The 20,612-nt window shown below is 75.8% G+C and carries 18 protein-coding genes; 7 read left to right on the top strand and 11 right to left on the bottom strand.

All coding sequences use genetic code 11. The features are described from left to right. Positions 1 to 20: 20 nt before the first annotated feature. Entirely contained in the window at positions 21 to 1,214 is a 1,194-nt protein-coding gene (locus tag ACN27C_RS24490) for a hypothetical protein (protein ID WP_422748406.1), read from the bottom strand. 12 nt (positions 1,215 to 1,226) lie between these two features. Next, positions 1,227 to 2,579, bottom strand: coding sequence for an MFS transporter (locus ACN27C_RS24485; RefSeq protein WP_422748404.1), 1,353 nt, complete (start codon positions 2,577 to 2,579; stop codon positions 1,227 to 1,229). Positions 2,580 to 2,652: 73 nt separating this feature from the next. On the opposite strand from ACN27C_RS24485, the gene ACN27C_RS24480 reads away from it, so the two are divergent. From ACN27C_RS24480 to ACN27C_RS24465, 4 genes are read left to right on the top strand one after another with little or no spacing between them, the layout of a single operon-like run. Next, complete coding sequence (locus tag ACN27C_RS24480; RefSeq protein WP_422748402.1) at positions 2,653 to 3,315, top strand: TetR/AcrR family transcriptional regulator; 663 nt, start codon at positions 2,653 to 2,655, stop codon at positions 3,313 to 3,315. 55 nt (positions 3,316 to 3,370) lie between these two features. Continuing rightward, complete coding sequence (locus ACN27C_RS24475; protein ID WP_422748400.1) at positions 3,371 to 4,678, top strand: flavin-containing monooxygenase; 1,308 nt, start codon at positions 3,371 to 3,373, stop codon at positions 4,676 to 4,678. After that, positions 4,675 to 5,517 (top strand): SDR family NAD(P)-dependent oxidoreductase, encoded by an 843-nt coding sequence (locus ACN27C_RS24470; RefSeq protein WP_358176767.1) that lies wholly within the window; start codon positions 4,675 to 4,677, stop codon positions 5,515 to 5,517. The genes ACN27C_RS24475 and ACN27C_RS24470 overlap by 4 nt, the downstream gene beginning before the upstream one ends. A gap of 10 nt (positions 5,518 to 5,527) precedes the next feature. After that, positions 5,528 to 6,037, top strand: a complete 510-nt coding sequence (locus ACN27C_RS24465) for an NUDIX hydrolase (protein ID WP_121683596.1) — start codon at positions 5,528 to 5,530, stop codon at positions 6,035 to 6,037. On the opposite strand, the gene ACN27C_RS24460 is transcribed toward ACN27C_RS24465, so the two are convergent. From ACN27C_RS24460 to ACN27C_RS24435, 6 genes are all read right to left on the bottom strand, one after another. Continuing rightward, complete coding sequence (locus tag ACN27C_RS24460; RefSeq protein WP_422748397.1) at positions 6,034 to 6,717, bottom strand: glycosyl hydrolase family 95 catalytic domain-containing protein; 684 nt, start codon at positions 6,715 to 6,717, stop codon at positions 6,034 to 6,036. The genes ACN27C_RS24465 and ACN27C_RS24460 overlap by 4 nt on opposite strands. After that, positions 6,657 to 8,246: a glycoside hydrolase family 95 protein gene (locus ACN27C_RS24455; RefSeq protein ID WP_422748395.1), complete on the bottom strand. Its 1,590-nt coding sequence runs from the start codon at positions 8,244 to 8,246 to the stop codon at positions 6,657 to 6,659. The genes ACN27C_RS24460 and ACN27C_RS24455 overlap by 61 nt, the downstream gene beginning before the upstream one ends. Continuing rightward, entirely contained in the window at positions 8,243 to 9,268 is a 1,026-nt protein-coding gene (locus ACN27C_RS24450; protein ID WP_422748393.1) for a LacI family DNA-binding transcriptional regulator, read from the bottom strand. Before ACN27C_RS24450 ends, ACN27C_RS24455 begins: the two co-directional genes overlap by 4 nt. Next, positions 9,265 to 11,673, bottom strand: a complete 2,409-nt coding sequence (locus ACN27C_RS24445; RefSeq protein WP_422748391.1) for a beta-glucosidase family protein — start codon at positions 11,671 to 11,673, stop codon at positions 9,265 to 9,267. Before ACN27C_RS24445 ends, ACN27C_RS24450 begins: the two co-directional genes overlap by 4 nt. A gap of 238 nt (positions 11,674 to 11,911) precedes the next feature. Beyond that, positions 11,912 to 13,108, bottom strand: coding sequence for an ROK family transcriptional regulator (locus ACN27C_RS24440; protein WP_422748389.1), 1,197 nt, complete (start codon positions 13,106 to 13,108; stop codon positions 11,912 to 11,914). Between the two features lie 47 nt (positions 13,109 to 13,155). Further along, on the bottom strand, positions 13,156 to 15,519 hold the full coding sequence (locus ACN27C_RS24435; protein ID WP_422748387.1) for a TIM-barrel domain-containing protein: 2,364 nt from the start codon (positions 15,517 to 15,519) through the stop codon (positions 13,156 to 13,158). 115 nt (positions 15,520 to 15,634) lie between these two features. Here ACN27C_RS24435 and ACN27C_RS24430 point away from each other — a divergent pair, with 115 nt between their 5' ends. Beyond that, positions 15,635 to 17,644 (top strand): beta-galactosidase, encoded by a 2,010-nt coding sequence (locus ACN27C_RS24430; RefSeq protein ID WP_422748385.1) that lies wholly within the window; start codon positions 15,635 to 15,637, stop codon positions 17,642 to 17,644. Positions 17,645 to 17,659: 15 nt separating this feature from the next. On the opposite strand, the gene ACN27C_RS24425 is transcribed toward ACN27C_RS24430, so the two are convergent. Next, positions 17,660 to 18,310, bottom strand: a complete 651-nt coding sequence (locus ACN27C_RS24425) for a LysE family translocator (RefSeq protein ID WP_358176744.1) — start codon at positions 18,308 to 18,310, stop codon at positions 17,660 to 17,662. Positions 18,311 to 18,489: 179 nt separating this feature from the next. Between ACN27C_RS24425 and ACN27C_RS24420 the strand changes: the two genes are divergently transcribed. Beyond that, entirely contained in the window at positions 18,490 to 19,032 is a 543-nt protein-coding gene (locus tag ACN27C_RS24420) for a GNAT family N-acetyltransferase (protein ID WP_120569921.1), read from the top strand. Here the strand turns inward: ACN27C_RS24420 and ACN27C_RS24415 are convergent. Next, the gene (locus tag ACN27C_RS24415; protein ID WP_422748382.1) at positions 19,027 to 19,431 is read right to left on the bottom strand and encodes a YkvA family protein; all 405 of its coding nucleotides are present in this window, start codon (positions 19,429 to 19,431) and stop codon (positions 19,027 to 19,029) included. The genes ACN27C_RS24420 and ACN27C_RS24415 overlap by 6 nt on opposite strands. Before the next feature lie 134 nt (positions 19,432 to 19,565). Between ACN27C_RS24415 and ACN27C_RS24410 the strand changes: the two genes are divergently transcribed. Continuing rightward, positions 19,566 to 20,036, top strand: a complete 471-nt coding sequence (locus tag ACN27C_RS24410) for a DUF1992 domain-containing protein (RefSeq protein ID WP_422748380.1) — start codon at positions 19,566 to 19,568, stop codon at positions 20,034 to 20,036. A gap of 6 nt (positions 20,037 to 20,042) precedes the next feature. Here the strand turns inward: ACN27C_RS24410 and ACN27C_RS24405 are convergent, their stop codons facing one another. Beyond that, positions 20,043 to 20,609 (bottom strand): maleylpyruvate isomerase N-terminal domain-containing protein, encoded by a 567-nt coding sequence (locus ACN27C_RS24405; protein ID WP_121683776.1) that lies wholly within the window; start codon positions 20,607 to 20,609, stop codon positions 20,043 to 20,045. Between the last annotated feature and the right edge of the window lie 3 nt (positions 20,610 to 20,612).

Raw genomic sequence — 20,612 nt, 5'->3', positions numbered from 1 at the left:
GTTCCCAGCCCGTGGCCGCCTCAGCCGGTCCGCGTGCCCAGCCGCGCCAGCGCCGTCGCCAGATCGCTGACCTGGTCGGCGAGCTGCCCGGCGCGGCGCTGCGCGGCGTCCCGGTCGGCCTCGATCACCGCCGTCCGCGCGGCCAGGTCGGCCGCCCGGGCCTCCGCGGCGCTCACGGCCCGCCGCGCCTCGGCCAGCTCCGCGGCCAGCGCGTCCCGCTCGGCGGTACGGGCGGCAGCCTGCTCCACCGCGGCGGCCACGTCCGCACGGGCCCGCTCGGCCGAAGCGGCAGCCTCGGCGCGCACGCGCTCCAGTGCCGCCTCGGTGTCGACACGTGCCGCCTCGGCGCGGTCCCGCTCGGCCCGAGCCTGCCGGACGGCGGCCGCCTGCGCGTCGGCCTGCTCGGTCGCGACCCGGGCCGCGCGTTGCGCCTCGGCGGCCCGGCCCTGGGCGGCCTGCGCGTCGGCGCGCGCCCGGTCGGCCTCGGCGCGGGACTGTTCGGCCCGGTCCAGGGCCTCGGTGGCGGAGCGGGTGGCCCGCTCGGCGTCGGCCCGGGCGGTGTCCCGTTCGGCGGTCAGCTCGGCCGCCCGGCGGCGTTCGGCGTCGCGTTCGGTGCGTACCGTGCGCAGTTCGTGCCGCGCGGCGTCGCGGTCGCGTTCGGCCTGCACCCGCAGCGCCTGCGCGGCACCGGCCTCGGCGCGGGCCGCGTCGCGGGCGTCCTCGGCCGCGGCGGCCCGTTCGGCGGCGGCGGACGCGGTGACCTCCGCCCGTTCGGCGCGGTCGGTGGCGGCGTCGCGTTCGGCGTACGCGGCGCGGGCCTGCTGCCGTTCGCGGGCCGCCGCCGCGGTCGCGTCCTCGGCCTCGCGGCGGGCCTCGTCGCGTTCGGCGTGCGCCGCCGCGACCTGCGCTGACGTCTCCGCGCGCAGCTCGGCGAGCTGCCGTTCCACACCGGCCGGTGACAGTTCGGCGTGCAGCGCCTCGGTGAGCGTCTCCACGATCTGGTCGAGCCGGTCCACCGCCTCCCAGGTGCGCGCCACCTGCCCGGGCAGGCCGGGGGAGTTGCGGTGACGCATCCGCGAGTTGCGGGCGGCCCGCTGGCAGGCGCCGTCGTTGTCCCGGCAGTAGCGGAACGGGCGGCCCGCGCCGGCGCGTTGCGGCACGTCGCGTCCGCAGTGGGCGCAGGGGCGGATGTCGGTGGCGGGCTCGGCGTCCATCGGGCGCGAAGTCTATCCGGCGGTGTCGGCGCGGGCCGCGCCGTCGAGGGTGTAGCAGCGCTGCAGCAGCACCGCGACCACCATCACGGCGGCGGGCAGCAGCCCGAAGCCGTAGCGCAACGCGTCCAGCGCCGCCGGGGACTGGGTCACCGTCTGCCCGGCGGTCGAGGCCACGAACCCACCGGCGGCCAGGCACAGCGCGTACGCGTAGGGGCCGAGCGCGGCGCCGGTGGCCTCGGTGGCGGTCCACACCCCGGTGTACGTGCCGGCCCGCTCGGTGCCGCCGGCCGCGCGGATCACGTCGGGCAGCATCGAGAACGGCAGCAGTTGCATGCCGGCGAACGCCACCCCGAGCACCGCCACGGCGGCCACCAGCACCGGCAGCCCGGCGGGGCGGCCGATCGCCAGCACCAGCGACCCGGCGGCGAACGCGGCCTGCCCGGCGAGCAGGGCACGTTGCTTGCCGATCCGCCGCGCCACCGCCAGCCAGCCCGGGGTGACCAGCAGCGCGGGCGCGACGAACGCGGCCACCAGCACTGTGGTGAGCCCGGGGCGGCCCAGCTCGTACTCGGCGTAGTAGGGCACCCCGGCGAGCACCAGGTGGGTGGTGGTGGACATGGCCAGGTACGCGCCGACCAACCAGCGGAACTGCCGGTCCCGCAGGCTCGCCGCCAGCGCCCGCCACCCGCCCGCTCCGTGTGGCGGGACCGTGTCGGCGGCGGTACGGCGCAACCGGCCGATCCCGGCGACGCCGACCAGCATCGCGGCGAGCATCCCGGCCGACAGCACCACACCCATCCGCAGGTAACCGGCGCGGGTGGCGTCGTCACCGCCGGCCAGCAGCGGCGCGAGCAACCCGGAAACCAGGATGCCGAGTGTCAGCACCACCATCCGGAACGCCATCAGCCGGGTCCGCTCGTGGTAGCCGATCCGCAGGTCCGCCGGGGTCGCCAGGTAGGGCACCTGGTACGCGGCGAACAGCAGGTTGCCGGCGACGAAGAACACCGCCACCCAGCCCGCCGCGGCGGCGCCGGTGAGACCGCCGGGCACCGCGAACAGCGCGGCGAACGCCAGCGGCAGCACACATCCGGCCAGCAGCAGCCGGCGGCGGTGACCCCGGCGGGCCTGCTCCACGTCGCAGCGGTGCCCGATCCACGGGTGCAGCAGCACATCGGCGATCTTCGGCAGCAGCAGCGTGAGCCCGGCCAGCCACGGCGCGACCGCCAGCACGTCGGTCAGGAAGTAGAGCAGCAGCAGCCCGGGCACTGTCACCCAGACGCCCATGCCGAGCGAGCCGGTGGCGAACCCGACGAGCGGGCCGCGCGGCAGGGTGACCGCGTCGGAGCGCTGATCCAACCCGGTCATGGCGGTCTCCTGTCCTCGGGGCACACCGCCCCCAATCCAACGGTTGCTGGATTGTAGGGGGAACAATGGCCGGATGACCATGCCCCGCCGCCGCCCGGGCCGGCCCCGCCGCGACGACCAGCGGCCGACCCGTGACCTGGTGCTCGCCGCCGCCACCGCGTCGTTCGCCGAGCGCGGCTTCGACGCGGTGAGCGTCCGCGACGTCGCCGCAGCGGCGGGCGTGGACGCGGCCACCGTCGTGCACCACACCGGCACCAAGGCGCAGCTCTACGACGCCTGCTTCGCCCGGGTGTTCAGCGCCGAGCGGGAGGTCATCGAGGCGGCCGGGGAACGCGCCCGGTCGGCCCTGGCAGCGGGCCCGCAGGACGCGCTGCGCGCGCTGCACGACCTGCTGGATGTGTTCGTCGACTTCCTGGAGGACCGGCCGGAGACCACAGCGCTGTGGCTGCGCCGCTGGCTGGAGCCGCAGCGCCACGGCGAACTGGACCGCCGCTACGCCGCCCCGCTGTACGGGCTGGTCGAGGAACTGCTGGTGGCGGCGTCCGGAGCGGGCGCGCTGAGTGAGCCGACCCCGCACGTGACGGTGCGCTCCCTGGTCTGGGCGGTGCACGGACACGTGGTGGCGCTCGCCGCCGGGGCCGGCTCGGGTGCGCGGGAGCGGCGGGAGTTCCGGGCGTTCGTGCACCGGTTCCTCGACGCGCTGTACGCCGGCGGCCCGGGAGACACCCGGCCTTGACGCCGGCCCGCGCTCCGGGGATTATCCATCGGTCGTTGGATAAAAGGAGGCGGGCATGGCCACACCCAGGGTCGCCGTCGTCGGCGCCGGAGCCGCCGGGCTGGCCACACTCAAGGCGCTCGCCGACGCCGGTGTCCCGGCGATCGCGTTCGAGACGGCCGACACGCTCGGCGGCCTCTGGGTGTACGGCGCACCCGGCTCGCCCGCGTACCGCACGCTGCACCTGAACACCAGCAAGGGGCGCACCGAGTTCGCCGACCACCCGATGCCCGCCGACTGGCCCGACTACCCCGACCACACCCGCATCGCCGGCTACCTCGGCGACTACGCCGACCGGTTCGGGCTGCGCGAGGCGGTACGGCTGCGGCACACCGTCGACCGGGTCACCCGCACCGGCGCCGGCTGGCGGGTACGCGCCACCGGCCCGGACGGCCCGGTCGCTGTCGACGTCGAGGCGGTGGTGGTCGCCAACGGGCACAACCGGGTGCCGAAGAGACCCGAGCCGTACCCGGGCGAGTGCACCGCCGAGCAGATGCACAGCCACGACTACCGCGGCCCGGAGCAGCTCGCCGGGCGCCGGGTCCTCGTGGTCGGCGGCGGCAACTCCGCCATGGACATCGCCGTCGACGCCTCGTACGCCGCCGCGCGCACGCTGCTGTCGCTGCGCCGGGGCGTGTGGGTGGTGCCCAAGTACCTGCTGGGCCGCCCGTCGGACACGCTCAACGGCGCGCTCGCCCGCCGGCTGCCCTGGCGGCTGCGGCAGCGGATCAGCCAGACCATGATCACCACCGCCGTCGGGCCGCCCACCCGGTACGGGCTGCCCGCACCGGCGCACGGCTTCCTCCAGGACCACCCGACGCTGTCCGACGCGCTGCTGTCCCGGCTCACCCACGGCGACATCCAGGCCCGGCCCGGCATCGCCCGCTTCGACGGCGACCGGGTCGAGTTCACCGACGGCCGCCACGACGAGGTCGAACTGGTCGTCTGGTGCACCGGCTACCGGGTGGAGATGCCGTTCCTCGACCCGGCGCTGCTCGGCGACGGCGCGGACCGGCTGCCCCTGTACCGGCACGTGTTCCACCTGGACGCGCCCGGGCTGGCGTTCGTCGGGCTCATGCAGTCCACCGGCGCGGCGTTCCCCCTGGTCGAGGCGCAGGCCCGGCTGGTGGCCGCGCGCCTGGCCGGCACCTGGGCGCCACCGGACCCGGCCCGGCAGGCCGCCGCCTGCCGCGAGGAGCTGCGTGCCGCCACCGCCCGGTGGGGGCAGCGCCGCCCGCACATGCGCGTCGACTTCGACGTCTACCTGGCCGAGCTGGGCCGCGAACTGGCCGTCGGCCGTCGCCGCGCCGGAGCGGCACGATGAGCGCGCCGGGCCGGACCAGCGGGCTGGCCGGGCGGCGGGTGCTGGTCACCGGCGCCCGGGGCACGTTCGGGCAGCACCTGGGCGCGGCGCTCACCGCCGCCGGCGCGCACGTGGTCGGGCTGGACCTGCACGCCGACCCCGACGCCAGACCGCCGGTCCTCGGCGTCGACCTGACCGACCCGGCCGCGACGCCACCGGCGGTGGCCGCCGCCGTCGACCGGCTCGGCGGGCTGGACCTGCTGATCAACAACGCGGGTGTGGGCGGCCCCGCGCCCGCCGAGCTGCCGCCGGACGAGGTGGTCCGCCGCCAGATCGAGGTGAACCTGCTCGCCGCCTGGCGGACCACCGCCGCCGCCATGCCGGCCCTGGAGGCCGCCCGCGGCCGGGTGATCTTCGTGGCCAGCCGGATGGCCGTGCTGCCGCTGCCGCTGGCCGCCGCGTACGGGGTCAGCAAGCGGGCGCTCGTCGCGTACGCCGACGCGCTGCGCCACGAGGTCGGCACCCACGTCGGCGTCAGCGTCGTCTACCCCAGCATGGTCGCCTCCCCGATCCACGACAGCACGGTGGCGGCCGGGCTGTCGCTGAGCGGGGTGTCGCGGCCGGAGCCGGTCGAGGGCGTGGTCGCGGCGATCCTGCGCGCCGCCACCGCCCGGCGCGCGCCACGGGACGTGGCCACCACCCGGCGTGGCCGGATCGAGATGGCGCTGGCCCGGCACGCTCCGGCGCTCGCCGACCGGATGGTGCGCCGTACCGTCGCCGGGCGGCTGGCCGCCGGTGACCTGGACGGCGCGGCGCTGGCCGAGGGCATGGTCCGGCGGCACGGGCAGGCCCGCCGGTAGCCTGCTCGCCATGGCCGTCTCGCCCTACATCGCCCGGCTGCGCCGCCACGTCGGCCACGACCTGCTGATGCTGTACGGCGTCAGCGGCGTGGTCACCGACGACGCGGGGCGGGTGCTGCTGGCCCGCCGGGGCGACAACGGCCGCTGGTCCGTTCCGGCCGGCACTGTGGACCCGGGTGAGCAGCCCGCCGACGCGCTGGTGCGCGAGGTCCACGAGGAGACGGGCGTGGCGGTGACGATCGACCGGCTGGCAGGTGTCGCCACCCATCCGGTGGTCTACCCCAACGGCGACGCCTGCGAATACCTCAACGTCTGGTTCCGCTGCCGGGCGATCGGTGGAGCGCCGACGGCCGACGGCGACGAGTCGCTCGCGGTGGCCTGGTTCGCGCCGGACGCGCTGCCGGACCTGGACGACTGGGCGCGGCTGCGGATCGGCACCGCGCTGACCGACGACGCCCTGCCCTGGTACGCCGCTCCGGGGGAGAGCCACCCGGCGCTGCACCAGCCCGACAACATCTAGCCGAACACCACCTCGCACGGCCGGTCCGGGGTCAGCTCCACCGCACGGTGGCCGCCCGGCGCGTGCACGACCACGCGCTGCGCCACCGGGGACACCAGCCGCGCCCGCACCCGGCCCGGCGCCCAGGTCAGCTCCTCGACGGTGACCCGGCCCCGGCAGGTGATGCCGCGCAGCGTGCCGGCGGGCAGGCCGGGCGGCGGCGCGGGCAGCAGCCGCAGCGTCCCCGGGCGCGACTGGACCAGCGACTCGATCAGCACCGCCGGCAGCGCGTGCGCGGCGTCGGCGTTGTACGTGGTCCGGCCCGGGTTGTGGGCGCTCATCAGCGACCGGAAGAACATGTCCGCGCCGAGGATCTTGCGCAGGTTCGCCGCGACCAGTTCGCCGTCGCGCAGCCGGGCCGCCGCCAGCGCCCGGTGCAGGCTGCCGTGCGCCGACCGGTTCTCGTCGCCGCGCAGCGTCAGCGCCCGGTGCGCGGCGGCGGCCAGTTCCGGGGTGTCGTCCGGGTTGATCTCGTCGAGCGGCCACACCGGATACAGGTGGCTGACGTGCCTGTGGTCCTCGTCGCCGGTGCTGCCGGGCCACGCCCACTCGGCCAGCGCACCGACCCGCTCGCCGTGCTCTACGTGATCTGGTTCAAGCGCCCGTCGACCAGGTAGTCCGGCTCCCGCACCCCGGCCCACCGGTCGCCGCCGGTCACCTCGGCGGCCAGCCGCAACGCGTGCCGGGCCGCGGCGACGTCCATGGTGGCGTTGACCGCGACGGGCGCGGTCCGGCCGGTGTCGTCGTACGGGCCGGTCTCCGGCGAGTACGAGGGCACCAGTGCGGGACGGCCGTCCACGACGGTCAGCACGTCGGCGAAGAAGTCCGCCACCTCGGCCAGCCAGCCGGCCACCTCGCCCAGCGGCTCACCGGTGACCAGGTGGTGCTCGTGCAGCGGGTGCAGCAGCCAGTCCGCGCCGGCCAGCCACGCGGTGAACGGCCACTCCGGGTGGACGTGGAACAGGTGCCCGTGCTCGCCGTCGGTGCGGCTGGGTGCCAGCAGCCCGCGTGCCCCGTACACCGCGCGGGCGTTGGCGCGCCAGTGGTCCACCTGCGCGGCGACCAGCCGGGCGTGCGCCGCTGTGACTTCCGGCAGCGCGCCCACGTTCGCGCCCGCGAGCTGGAGGTTCAGGTTCGCGTCGGTGGTGAAGTCGCCGGCCCACGCGGCGTCCCAGGAACCCAGCCACAGCCCGGTCAGCCGGGGCGGCAGCACCCCGCTGGCGCTGAACAGCAGGTAGCGGCCGGAGTGGAACAGCCGTTCCAGCAGCGCCGGGTCCAGCCGGTCCGGCGCGGCGGCCTGCCGGGCCAGCAGCTCACCGACTGGCAGCGCCCGGTCGGCGGCGGGCACGCCGAGGTCCAGGCCGACCCGGGTGTACGGACCGCGATGGCGGGGCACGTGCCGGGCCAGCAGCTCCTCGTAGTTCCCGGCGAGCGCGGCGAGCCGCCGTTCCGAGGTCCGGGTACGCCAGGGCGGCGCGTCGGGCCGGTCGACGAGCGTGGTGAGCAGCGCCGGTCCGCGTACCCGCACCCGGTCGCCGTCGACGCTCACGTCGCCGCGCAGCAGCGTCAGCCCCTCGAACCCGTACGCCCCGCCGGCGTCCGGGTAGCGGGCGCGTACCCGCAGGAACACCAGCCCGTCGCGGCGGTACGCGGCCTGCTCGTACACCACGTCGGCCGGTCTGCCGGGCAGCTCACCCGTCACCCCGACCACGCAGTCGCCCTGGTCGAGGTGGAGCACCGCGACACCGTCGGCGCGGGACGCGAAGCAGCGCCGCCGCCCGCCCGGCCACTCGACGGTCACCTCCCCGGTGGTGAAGTCGGTGTCACGCCCGTAGCCGCGTACCGGTCCGGGCGGCGCGTCGACGGTGAGCGCGAACCCGGGGTGGAACGACTGGGTCCACTCCAGCTCCCGGCCGCCGGTGAGCAGCCGGGCCGCCTCGGCCCGTCGCCCGGCGAGCACCAGCGCGCGGATGTGCGGCATCCGGCCGGCCAGCTCGGGTGCGCGGGCGTGCCGGGTGCCGTTGGGCAGGACGAGCCGGTGGTGGTTCACCACGATCCGCTCCGCGTGCGGCCGTCCCGGGACCATCAGCCCGAGTTCGCCGTTGCCGGTGAGGAACGCGTCGGTCCAGTCGCCGGCCGGCGCGATGTCGTGGATGCGGTGCGCCGTCACCGTCCGGTCCCGGCGCTGGTGTCCCGCACGGTGAGGTGCGGTTCCAGCAACGTCACCTCCGGCACCGGCTCGCCGCTCAAGCGCCGCATCAGCAACGCCACCGCCTGCCGGCCGACCTCCTCGGCGGGCACCGGCACGCAGGTGAGCCCCGACTGTTCGGCCAGCTCGTCCGGGCAGATCGCGACGACCGACACGTCGCGGGGCACCCGGCGGCCCAGCAGCGGCAGCGCGGCGAGCACCGGGCCGACCGCCGACTCGTTCTGCACCACCAGTCCGGTGACGTCCGGGTGGTCGGAGAGCAGCGCCTCCAGGTCGCGGCGTACCGCCGCCGGTCCCTCCTCGCAGGGGCGGGTCACCGCGTCGACGCCGAGCCGCTGCGCGGCGGCGCGTACCCCGGCGCGGGTGCGGTGGGCGAACCCGGTGCCCCGGTCGTAGACCGCGGCGGGCGCGCCGAGCAGCGCGACGCGCCGGTGCCCGGCGGCGGCCAGGTGTTCCACGCACAGCTCCCCGGCGCGCCGGAAGTCGAGGTCCACGCAGGCCAGTCCGGTGCTGTCGGCGGGGTGCCCGATCAGGACGCCGGGTAGCGCCAGCTCGCGCAGCAGCGGCACCCGGGAGTCCTCCAGCTCCACGTCCATCAGCAGCACGCCGTCGACGAGCGCGCTGCCGGCGATGCGGTGCAGGCCGGCCGGTCCCTCGTTGGCGGTGACCAGCAGCACGTCGTGGTCGTGGCGGCGGGCGGTGGTGACCACGGCGGTGGCGAAGCGCATCACCACTGGCACCTGCATGCCGGTACGCAGCGGCAGCACCAGCGCGATCACGTTGGCCCTGCGGCTGGCGAGCGCGCGGGCCCCGGCGTGCGGGTGGTAGCCGAGCGCGCGGACGCTGGCGAGCACCCGGCTGCGGGTGGTGGCCGAGATGGTGCGTTTGCCGCTGAGCACGTACGACACGGTGCTGGCGGCCACCCCGGCGTGGCGGGCCACGTCGGCGATGGTGACCTGCTCGCCAGGGGTCCGGCCGGTCACCGGGCCGTCCCGAAGCTGGTGCCCGCCGGCTCGGCCGTGGCGTCGCCGCCGGTGACGGTGAGCGCGCCGGCCAAGCGGATGTCGCGCGCGGACCGGCCGACCAGCACCGAGTGGACGGCGTCCTCCACCACCATCGCGGCGCGGGTCTCGTCCCACCAGGCCAGTTCGGCGGTACGCAGACGCATCGTCACCCGGGCGGCGCAGCCCGGGTCGAGCGTGACGCGGGCGAAGTCGCGCAACTGCCGCAGCGGCTGCTTGACCCGGGAGCGCCGCTGCCGGGTGTAGAGCTGCACGACCTCGGTGCCCGGGCGGCGGCCCGTGTTGGTGACCTCGACGCTCACCTCGACCTCCTCGCCGGCGCGCGCCGTGGCGGTGCTCAGCCGGAGGTCAGCGTAGTCGAACTCGGCGTAGCTGAGCCCGTGCCCGAACGGGTACAGCGGCTCGCCCCGGTGGTAGAGGTAGGTGGCGTCGGCGCCGATGACGTCGTAGTCGAGCAGGTCGGGCAGTTCGGCGGCGTCGGCGTACCAGGTCTGGGTGAGCCGCCCGCCCGGGTCGGCGGCACCGAGCAGCACGTCGGCCAGCCCGTTGCCGTGTTCCTGTCCGCCGTGGGCGCTCCACAGCACCGCCGGCAGGTGCTCCTGCGCCCAGCCGGCCGCGTACGGGTAGCTGCTGGTCAGCGCCAGCACGGTTCGCGGGTTCGCGGCGTGCACGGCCCGCAGCAGCTCCGCCTGGCCGGTCGGCAGCGCCAGGTCGGCCCGGTCCTCGGTCTCCCGGCCGTCGACCATCGGGTGGTTGCCGAGCACCACCACCGCCACGTCGGCGGCGGCCGCCAGCGCGGCGGCCTCGGCGGCCCCGTCCACGAGCAGCGTCACGGTGAACCCGGCCGGGTCGCCGGTGGCGACGCTCAGCCGCCCGTCCGGTGCGACGCCGACGTGCCGGCCGGTGGCCAGGTGGTGCAGCAGCGCGGTGCCGTCGGGCCGGTGGTGCAGGCGGAACGTCTCGCGTACCACCCACCCGCCCGGTCCGTCGCGGTCGGCCACGAGGGCCCCGGTGTCGTCGGCGCCGACGTACCGGCCGGTGCCGACGGCACGTAGCGCCACCACGTCGCGCCCCCAGTCGACCACGTCGAACTCGGCCGGGCTGTCGCCGAGCGCCAGCGGGCCGTCGCCGTCGTCGCGTACCGCCCGGTCGCCGACGTGCAGCGTGATCCGGTCCGCGCCGGGATGGGTGGTCACCTCGGGCAGGCGTCCGAGCAGGCCGGCGTACGCGCTGATGGTGTACGGCGGGGTGCCGCTGTACCAGTCGGTGAGCACGGTGTCGGCGAGCGGGCCGAGCACGGCGACGCGGGTGCCGGGGCGCAGCGGCAGCAGGCCGTCGTTGCGCAGCAGCACGACCGACTGGCGGGCGGCCTCGCGGGCGAGTTCCCGGTGGGCGAGGCTGTCGAGCGTGTGGGGCGGCACGTCGTCGTGGGGATCGGGGTCGAGGTCGCCCAGCCGCGACCGGACGGACAGGATCCGCCGCACCGCCCGGTCCACGTGGGAGGGCTCGATCAGCCCGCGGGCCAGCGCCTCGGTGAGACGTTCCACTGTGGGGGTGCTGTCCTCGTCGTCCTCGGTGAAGCTGTCGATGCCGGCGCGCAGCGCGGCGGCGAACCCGGCCACGTGGTCGGGCAGGTACTCCTGCACGCCGGCGATGTTGCCGACCGCCCCGGCGTCGCCGACCACCATGATGTCGTCGTCGGCGTAGCCGCGCAGCTCGCCCTCGATGAGCGGGCTGAGGTGCGCCGGCACGCCGTCGACCAGGTTGTACGACGCCATCACCGCCACCGCCGCGCCGGCGGCGAGGGGGGCGCGGAACGCCGGCAGCTCGTACTCGTGCAGCACCCGGGGCGGCAGGTCGCTGGAGGTGGTGGCCCGGTCGGTCTCGTTGTTGTAGCCGAGGAAGTGTTTGAGCGTCGGTGCGGTCCGCAGCCGGATCGGGTGGTCGCCGCGCAACCCGAGCGCGTACGCGGTGGCGAGCCGGCCGGTCAGCCACGGGTCCTCGGACCAGCCTTCCTCGTTGCGTCCCCACCGGGGGTCGCGCAGCGGGTTGACCACCGGCGCCCACACGTTGAGGCCGACGCGGTCGGGGTCGGCCCGGTGCTTGACGCGTACCTCGTCGCCGACGGCGGCGCCGACCGCCCGGATCAGGTCCGGGTTCCAGCTCGCGGCCAGGCCGATCGCCTGCGGGAAGACGGTGGCCGTGCCGAGCCACGCGACGCCGTGCAGCGCCTCGGTGCCGGTGCGGAACGCGCGCAGGCCGAGCCGGGGCACCGGCGCCTGCCACTGGTGCAGCAGGCCGAGCTTCTCCGGCAGCGTGAGCCGGGCCAGCAGGTCGTCGAGACGGTGGGGGACGGGGTCGGTCATGGTGGGCGCCTCCGGTCGGCGTACGTGTTGCCACTCGTCCGTCGAAGCGCTTCGACGGACGAGCCGGTGATGCGGCGTCGCGTACGCGAAAAGGGGTGGTGGGGGTGCGGCGGTGTCGGCCCGGAGCGGTGGTGAAGCGCTTCGACAACCGCCGAAGAACACGCCGCTTCGCAGGTTGCCCGGTCCCGGAACGCGGCGCTACCGAGGTTGGCACCTTCCGGCCGGTGCGGTCAAGGGGTCATCCGGCGGGCAGGCGCCCGGCCTCCACTGTGGCCAGTGCGGCGGTGGCTCCGCCCAGTGCCCCGGCCGCGGACCCGAGCGTGCTGGCCTCCAGCCGCACGCCGGGCGGGACCGGTGTGCGGGCGGCGAGTTCGGCGTGGGCGGCCGGCAGCAGCCACGGCGCGAGCGCCGCCAGGTGCCCGCCGACCACCACCACCTCCGGGTCGAGCAGCCCGGACAGCACCGACGCCGCCTGCCCGAGCAACCGGCCGATCTCGGTGAGCCCGGTCCGTACCGGCTCGTCCCCGGCGCGGGCCAGGGCCTGGATCCGTTCGATCTCCGGCAGGTGGTCGGTGACCGGTCCGGCGTCGGGCAGCAGGCGGCGGATCACCGCGTCCACGCCGAGCAGCGCGGTGAGGCAGCCGCGCCGCCCGCAGTCGCAGGACGGTCCGTCCGCGGCCAGGGGCAGGTGCCCGACGTCGCCGGCGAAGCCCCGCCCGCCGCGCAACAGCCGGCCGCCGCTGATCAGGCCCGCGCCGATCGCCGGGCCGCCGGTGAGGTGCACCAGGTCGGTCGTGGCGGCGTACGGGCCGTGTCGTCGCTCGGCCAGCACGGCGAGGTTGGCCTCGGTGTCGACGGCGACGGGGAAACCCCTGTCGCGCAGCGCGCGGCGCACCGACGCCGCAAGCGGCACGCCGCGCCAGCCCAGCGCGGGGGCGGCCGGCACGTCGCCGTCCGGGTCGACCAGCCCTGGTACGGCAACGGTCAGGCCGAGCACGGTGCGGTCGGCGCCGATCCGGGTGACGGCGCGCCGGACCAGCGCGGCGAGCGCCTTCACCGTCTCCTCGGGACCGGCGGTGGCGGCGGGGAACGCGCGCCGCCAGGTGAGCACCGGGTCGCCGCCCGGTCCGGCGGCGACCGCGACCAGTTCGTCGGCGCCGACGCGCAGGCCGAGCCCGGCGTAGCGGGAGCCGTCGAGGACGAGCATGGTGGCCGGGCGGCCCACCCGGTTCTCGGTCAGCCCGGTCTCCCGCAGCATGCCGTGCTCGATCAGCTCGGCGACCAGGCTGGAGACGGTGGCCTTGTTCAGCCCGGTGTGCGCGGCCACATCAGCCCGGGAGCAGGGGGCGTGGCGGCGGACGTGCCGGAGCACCGCGGCCCGGTTGGTCACCCGCACGTCGCCGAGGTCGGCCGTCGGCCGGTCGATGCTGATCACGTACTGCCCGCCTCCTGCGCCCGGCCCGAGTTCGGCTACAGCTTAAACTAAATGGGCGAGATGCCGGCCGGCCGGTCCCGGCCGCCGAACCACGGCGCGAACGGCGTCACCGGCATCGGCTCGCCGTCGAGCACCACCCGGCGCGGCAGGTCCGTCCCGACCACGCTGACCGCCCGGACGTCCAGCGGCCCGTCCACGCGTACGCGGAGCGTGTCGCCGTCACGTACCGCGGTGACGGTGGTGTCGCCGTCGGGATCCCGCACCACGCTCACGCCGTCGACGCCACCCCAGGCCACGAGCGTGACATCCCGGAACGGGCCGGTCCCGACCGTCGTCGCGGGTGCCACGGTGGGGATCAGCGCGCCGTGGCGCACGTACAGCGGCAGCCGGTCCAGCGGCACGCGTACCCGCAGGTGCCGGCCGCCGGGGTGCCGCTGCCCGGTGTACGCGTCGAGCCAGTCGTCGCCCGCCGGCAGGTAGACGGCGCGTTCGCCGGACGGGTCGAGCACCGGCGCCACCAGCAGATCCGTGCCGAGGCGGTACTGGAGGTCGGCGGTCCAGGCGGCCGGGTCGTCCGGGGTGTCGACGAGCAGCGCCCGCAGCATCGGCCCGCCGGTTCGGGCGCTCGTCACCGCCGCCGACCAGAGGTACGGCAGCAGCCGGTAGCGCAGCCGCAGCGCGTCCACCGCGTGCCGTTCCGCCTCGGGCGGGAACTCCCACGGCAGCCGGCTGGTGGTGCCGTGCAGCCGCACCAGCGGGGAGAGCGCGCCGAACTGGGTCCAGCGCACGTACAGGTCCGGCTCGGGGGTGCCGTGGAAGCCGCCGGTGTCGTGGCTCCAGAACGGCACCCCGGACAGCCCGTGGGACAGGCCGCCGCGCAGCGTGCTGGCCATGCCCGGCCAGGTGGCGTTGACGTCGCCGCTCCACTGCGCGCTGTGCCGCTGCCCGCCCAGGTACGACGAGCGCGCCCACACGGTGCGGTGCCCGGCCACCTCCTCGGTGACGTCGGCTACCGCGTCGTTGAACAGCAGCGCGTACACGTTGTGCAGTTCGACGCCGGTCATGCCGTTGTGTGCGACCGCGTCGGCGGGCACGCCCTCGGCGAAGTCGGTCTTGAACACGGCGACGCCCTGCGCCAGCAGTGGCCGCAGCAGGCCCTGGAACCAGCGCACCGCGGCCGGGTCGGTCAGGTCCACGATGGCGCATTCCGGGTAGCTGCCGTGCCAGGTGTCGGCGACGTACGTGCTCCCGTCCGGGCGGCGCAGGAGGTACCCGGCGGCCTCGGCCTCGGAGTAGAGCGGGCTGCCGGTCATCAGGTACGGGTTCATCCACAGACACACCCGGAAGCCCTGCTCGGTGAGGTCCTTGAGCATGCCGTCCGGGTCGGGGAAGGCATCGGCGTCCCAGCGCAGGTCCGACCAGTGCCCGGCGACCTGCCAGTAGCAGTCCAGGTGCAGCACGTCGCAGGGGATGTCCCGCTCGCGGATGCGCCGGGCCCGTTCCAGCACGCGCTGCTGGCTGTCCGGGAAGAAGCCGGACGAGATCCACGCGCCGAATGCCCACCTCGGCGGCAGGTACGGTCGTCCGGTCAGCGTGTCGAGCCGGTCGAGCACCTGCGACGGGGCGGGTCCGGCCAGCACGTAGTAGTCGAGCAGGTCGTCCGGGACGAGGATCTGCACGCTGCTGTGCGTGCTCGCGCACACGTCGAACTGCACCGGCAGCCCGCTGTCGACCAGGACGCCGTAACCCCTGTCGGACAGGTAGAACGGCACGTTCTTGTGCGAGCGGTCGGACTCGCCGCCGAAGGCGTCGAAGTTCCACATCAGCGGGCGCTGGCCGCGCTTGTCCAGCGGGGTGAACTTCTCGCCGAAGCCGACGAACCGTTCGTCGCCGGGCGCGACGAAGCTCTCGTGCCAGGCGACCGGCTCGCCGTCGAACGTGGAGCGGCCGAGCGGCAGCGTGCGGCGGCGACCGCTGATGTCCCGGGTACCGCCGTCGGAGGCCAGCAGCAGCCGCCCGTCGGAGGTGAGGAACCGCAGCCCCCACGGGTCCAGGCGCAGCTCGGCGACCACGCCACCGGCGCCGACCCGGACGTGTCCGTCGGTGACGGTCACGGCGGCGGGGTGCGGCTGCGGGTGGACCAGTGTCAGCGCGGCCGCGGACCGGCTGCGGACCGAGAGGTCGTCGGCGAGGCGTACCCGGATGATCCCGTCGCCGGCGGCCTCGACCCGCGCGACGAGCGTGCGGCCGGACGCGCAGGTCGCGGTGAGGGTGACCCCGTGCGCGTCGGTCGCGGCCACCTCGGCCCGCAGCACGTCGTCGGCGCCCTCCTCGCCGGGGGCGCGGACCGGCAGGTCGGGCGGGTCGGCCACGAACGTCTCGTACGGGACCAGCGGCGGGCGGTACGGCATGGGCGTCTCCTCGCGGCGTCCACGGGCGGTCCCGCCAGTTTCTTTGGAAGCCCAACTAACTGTCAATGATCGACGGCATTGACTTTCCTTCCCACCTGTTCCTATTTTGGCCGGGATGACAACTAAAGCGCCGTGGGACGACGGCCGTCTCTGCTACGGCGGCGACTGGAACCCGGAGCAGTGGCCGCCGCGGGTGTGGCGCGAGGACGTCGCCCTGATGCGCGCCGCCGGGGTCAACCTGGTCACCGTCGGCGTGTTCGCCTGGTCCCGGCTGGAACCCGAGCCCGGCCGGTACACGCTCGACTGGCTCGACGACGTGCTGGACCTGCTGCACTCGGCCGGCATCCGCGCCGCCCTGGCCACCCCCACCGCCTCGCCGCCGCCCTGGTTCTCGCTGCGCCACCCGGACGCGCTGCCGGTCACCGCCGACGGCGTCCGCCTGACCCACGGCAGCCGGGACACCTACTGCGCCGCCGCGCCCGCGTACCGCGACGCCGCCCGCGGCATCGCCGAGGCGCTCGCCGCCCGGTACGCGCACCACCCGGCACTCGCGCTGTGGCACGTGCACAACGAGTACGGCACCACGTGCCACTGCCCGCACGCCGAGGCGGCGTTCCGCCGCTGGCTCACCACCCGCTACGGCGACCTCGACGCGCTCAACGACGCCTGGGTCACCAGCTTCTGGAGCCAGCACTACTCCGACTGGGCGCAGGTCGGCACGCCCCGCGCCACCCAGTACCTCGCCAACCCCGGCCAGCTGCTCGACTTCCGCCGCTTCTGGTCCGACACGCTGCTGTCCGCGTACACCGAACAGCGGGACCTGCTGCGCGCGGCGAACCCGGCCGTGCCGGTCACCACCAACTCCGTGCTCGGCGACTGGGTGCCGGTCGACCACGCCCGCTGGGCGCGAGAGGTCGACCTGGTGGCGATCGACCACTACCCGTCCACGACCGACGCGGGCGCGGAGGAACAGACCGCGCTCGCCGCCGACCTCGCCCGCGGCTGGGCCCGCCACGGCGCCGGACGGCCGGTGCCGTGGCTGCTCATGGAGAGCGCGCCCAACCAGATCCACACCGCCGGGCGGATGCACACCAAGGAACCCGGCCGGATGACCCGGCAAAGCCTCACCCACGTCGCACGCGGCTCCGCCGGAGTGATGTTCTTCCAGTGGCGCGCCCCGGCCGGCGGCGCGGAACGCTTCCACTCCGCAGTGGTGTCGCACGCCGGGGCGGACACCCGCGTGTTCCGCGAGGCCACCGACCTGGGCGCCGCGCTGGGCCGGCTCGCCGGGACCGCGCCGGGCCGCGTCCAGGCGGCCGTGGCCGTCGCGTACGACGCGGCGAGCAGCTGGGCGCTGCGGCACCCGGGGATGCCCCGCGACGGACTCGACCACCCCGGCGAGGTGGCCGCCGCGCACCGGGCGCTGTGGCACGCGGGCGTCACCGCCGACGTCGTGCCGCCCGGCAGCCCGCTCGACGGCGCCCGGCTGCTCGTGCTCCCCGCCCTCTACCTCGCCTCGGACGCCACAGTCGACTGGGTACGCCGGCACGTCCACGGCGGCGGGCATCTGCTGGTGACGTGGCTCAGCGGCGTGGCCGACGAGCACGCCCGGGTGCGCCTGGGCGGCTACCCCGGGGCGTACCGGGACCTGCTCGGCGTGCGGGTGGAGGAGTTCCACCCGCTCGCCGACGACGAACAGGTGCCGCTGACCGGCGGCGGGACCGGCCGGATCTGGTCGGAGACGGTGCACCCGGCCGGCGCCGAGACCATCAGCGCGTACGCCGGGGGAGTGCTGGACGGCCGGCCCGCTGTCACCCGCAACCGGGTCGGCGACGCGTACGCCTGGTACGTCTCGACCCGCCCCGACGACGACACCTACCGCCGGCTGCTCACCGAGGCGGCCCGGCTCGCCGGTGTGACCCCCACCTGCCCCGGCGCACCCTCGGGCGTGGAGGCGGTACGCCGGCACGACGCCGACGGAAGCCTGCTCTACCTGCTCAACCACACCGACCAGCCGCAGCGGGTGCCGGTCACCGGGCTCGACCTGCTGACCGGCGCGACGGTCGACGGCTCCCTGACGCTGGAGCCGGGCGGAGTGGCGGTGCTACGCGAGGCAGTGCGCTGATGCGCGTACCCCGGGTCAGGGGGTGGCGACGGCGGCGCGGGAGCGGTCGGCGGCGATCCGCACCGCGAGCGCCGCCAGCACCGTGCCCATCACGTACCGCTGCAGGCGCGCCCAGCCCGGCCGGCGGGTGAGGAACGCCGACACCGAGCCGGCACTGAGCACGATGAGCGCGTTCACGGTGAGCGCCACGACGATCTGGGTCAGGCCGAGCAGCAGACTCTGCACCGCCACGTGCCCGCGCGCCGGGTCGACGAACTGCGGCAGCAGCGACACGTACAGGATGGCGATCTTCGGGTTGAGCAGGTTGGTGACCAGGCCCATGGTGAACAGGCGCCGGGGCCGGTCGGGCGGCAGCGGCGTCGGGGTGAACGCCGACGTGCCACCGGGACGCAGCGTCCGCCAGGCCAGCCACAGCAGGTACGCCGCGCCGGCCAGCTTCACCGCCGTGTACAGCGGCGGGACCAGCACGAACACGGTGGCGATACCGGCCACCGCGGCGGCCAGGTAGACCAGGAAGCCGGCCGCCACGCCGAGCAGCGACACCAGCCCGGCCCGCCGCCCCTGCGTCACCGACCGCGACACCAGGTAGACCATGTTCGGCCCGGGCGTGAGCACCAGACCGAGCGCCACCAGGCCGATTCCCATCACCGCACCGACAGTGACCACGACGCCTCCCCGTTTGCCGCCCTTCCCCGGACCCTACGCCCACCCACCCTCCACTTCCGCCCCTCTGCTTCGGCGATCATGAGGTTGGCTGCCGTTGGCGTCCGATTTGTCGCCGCCAACCTCATGATCGCGGGAGCAGGGGGCGGTGGTGCCGGTGTGGCGGCGGTGATACTTGCGGCATGTCGATCGTGCTGTCCGCGCCGGCCACCCCGACCGCGCCCGCCCTGCTGCTGCGTCCGTGGCGCGACGGTGACGCCGACGCGCTGATCGAGGCGTACCGGGATCCGGTGCTGCGTGCCTGGACCAGTCATCCGGTGACCGGCCCGGCGCAGGCGCAGGTGTTCCTGCGCCGCAGCCACCAGGGCTGGGCCGCCGGGCACCGGTTCATGTTCGCGGTGCTGGAGGGGGAACAGGTGGTGGCCTGCGTGGTGCTCAAGGACGTCCGCCCGGGACGCCCGGCCGCCGAGGTCGGCTACTGGACGGCCGCGCCGGCCCGGGGCCGGGGCGTCGCGCCGCGGGCGGTCGAGGCGGTCACCGCGTGGGCGTTCGCGCGGTTCGCCGCCACCGGGCTGACCCACCTGGAGCTGCTGCACCAGGTCGACAACCCGGCGTCCTGCCGGGTGGCGGAGAAGAGCGGGTACGCGTTCGCCGAGGTGCTGCCGGCCCGCCCGCCGTTCCCCCGGGACGGCCACCGCCACGTCCGCCACCGGCCGGTCTCATGACGAAGAAGTGACAGTGCCGCCGATCAGGCGCAGCAGCAGCCGCGGCTCGCCCGGCCACGCGTCGAGCAGCACCTGCCGGGGCATCTGCCGGGCGGTGTAGCGCAACGCGAGCGCCACCACCACGATGTCGTCGAGCGGGCCGATCACCGGCAGGAACTCCGGGATCAGGTCGATCGGGCTGGCCACCCAGAGCCCGGCGACCACGATCGCGACCCGGGCGCGGCGGGGCACCCGCGGGTCACGGCGCAGCCGTCGCACGGCGGTCACGCAGTCGGGTACGAACGCGGCCAGATCGCGCAGGATCCCCGGCGGCAGGCGCCGGGCCAGCAGCACCAGCACCGCCCAGCTCGCGACCAGGCAGGCCGTCGCCACAGCGAGTCCGATGAGCCAGTCGCGCACGCCGTCACCCCTTTCCGTTTCCGGTGGCACGCTACGGGGCGTCCCCGCCCGGGCGCGCGGGAACAGTCGGGCCCCGCACGACGCTGAGTCTTGTCGGACGGCGGCGGATACCGTGGGTACGGGAGGTGACGGCGGTGACGACAGGCTGGGAGGCCGCGGTCGAGGCGCAGATCCGCTCGGCCCAGGAACGTGGCGAGTTCGACAACCTGCCGGGTGCCGGCAAGCCCATCCCGGGGCGCGACATGCCCTACGACGAGGGCTGGTGGATCCGCAGCTTCATGGAGCGCGAGCAGATCCCGTCCGACCTGCTGCTGCCCACGCCGCTCCAGTTGCGCCGCCGCATCGAACAGCTCCCGGCCGAGCTGCGCGACCTGCCCACCGAGGAGGCCGTCCGCTCGTACGTGGCGGCGCTCAACACCGAGGTGGTGGCCTGGCTGCGTACCCCGACCGGGCCACGCGTGGTGGTCCGCCCGGTGAACGTCGAGGAGGCGGTGCGCCGCTGGCGTGCCGATCGGGACGGCGGCGCGCCGGCCGTCACGGCACCGGAGCCGCCCCGCGCCGACCCGGCCCGCCCGCGCCGCCGCTGGCGCTGGTGGCGCCGCTGAGAACGCTCAGCGAAGCGCCGCCTGCCAGGTCCACGCGGTACGCCGCGGCCGGTCGCCGAGCGGCGCGCGGCCGGTCAACCACAGCAGCACCGGCGCCGGCTCGCCGTCCGGTGCGTCGGGGAACAACCGGTGCACCACCCCGGCACACAGCCCGGCGGGTGGCGACCAGTCCAGGCCGAGCCCGCGGGCCAGGTCGCCTGTGTGCAGCAGGATCTCGGCCACGCCCATCGCGGCGAACCCGCCCGGATCGCACGGGCCGAAGTGCCACGCCCGGTCGTCCGGGCTCGCGGCGTCGACGGTGGCGGCGAGCATCCCCGCCGCGGCCGCCGCGACAGTGAGCACCTCGGCGGGCGCGGCGTCGGCCCGTACCCGCAGGTCGAACGGCAGATAGCCACCGTCGGGCCGGCCCGAGACCTGACCGGTGTACGCGACCAGGTCGTGCGCGATGTGCGCGGCGGTGGTCCAGCAGGACCAGTCCAGGTCTCCGGCGCGTACCGTCCAGTCCCGGCCGGCGGCGGGCCGCAGCACGGCGGCCATCGCGGCGGCGGCGGACCGGACGTCCGCGCCGGTCATCGT

Source organism: Micromonospora sp. WMMD1219, assembly GCF_049315215.1.
Classification (GTDB): Bacteria; Actinomycetota; Actinomycetes; order Mycobacteriales; family Micromonosporaceae; genus Micromonospora; species Micromonospora tulbaghiae.
The sequence above is the reverse complement of the archived record's forward strand: the minus strand, read 5'-3'. Positions and strand labels throughout refer to the sequence as shown.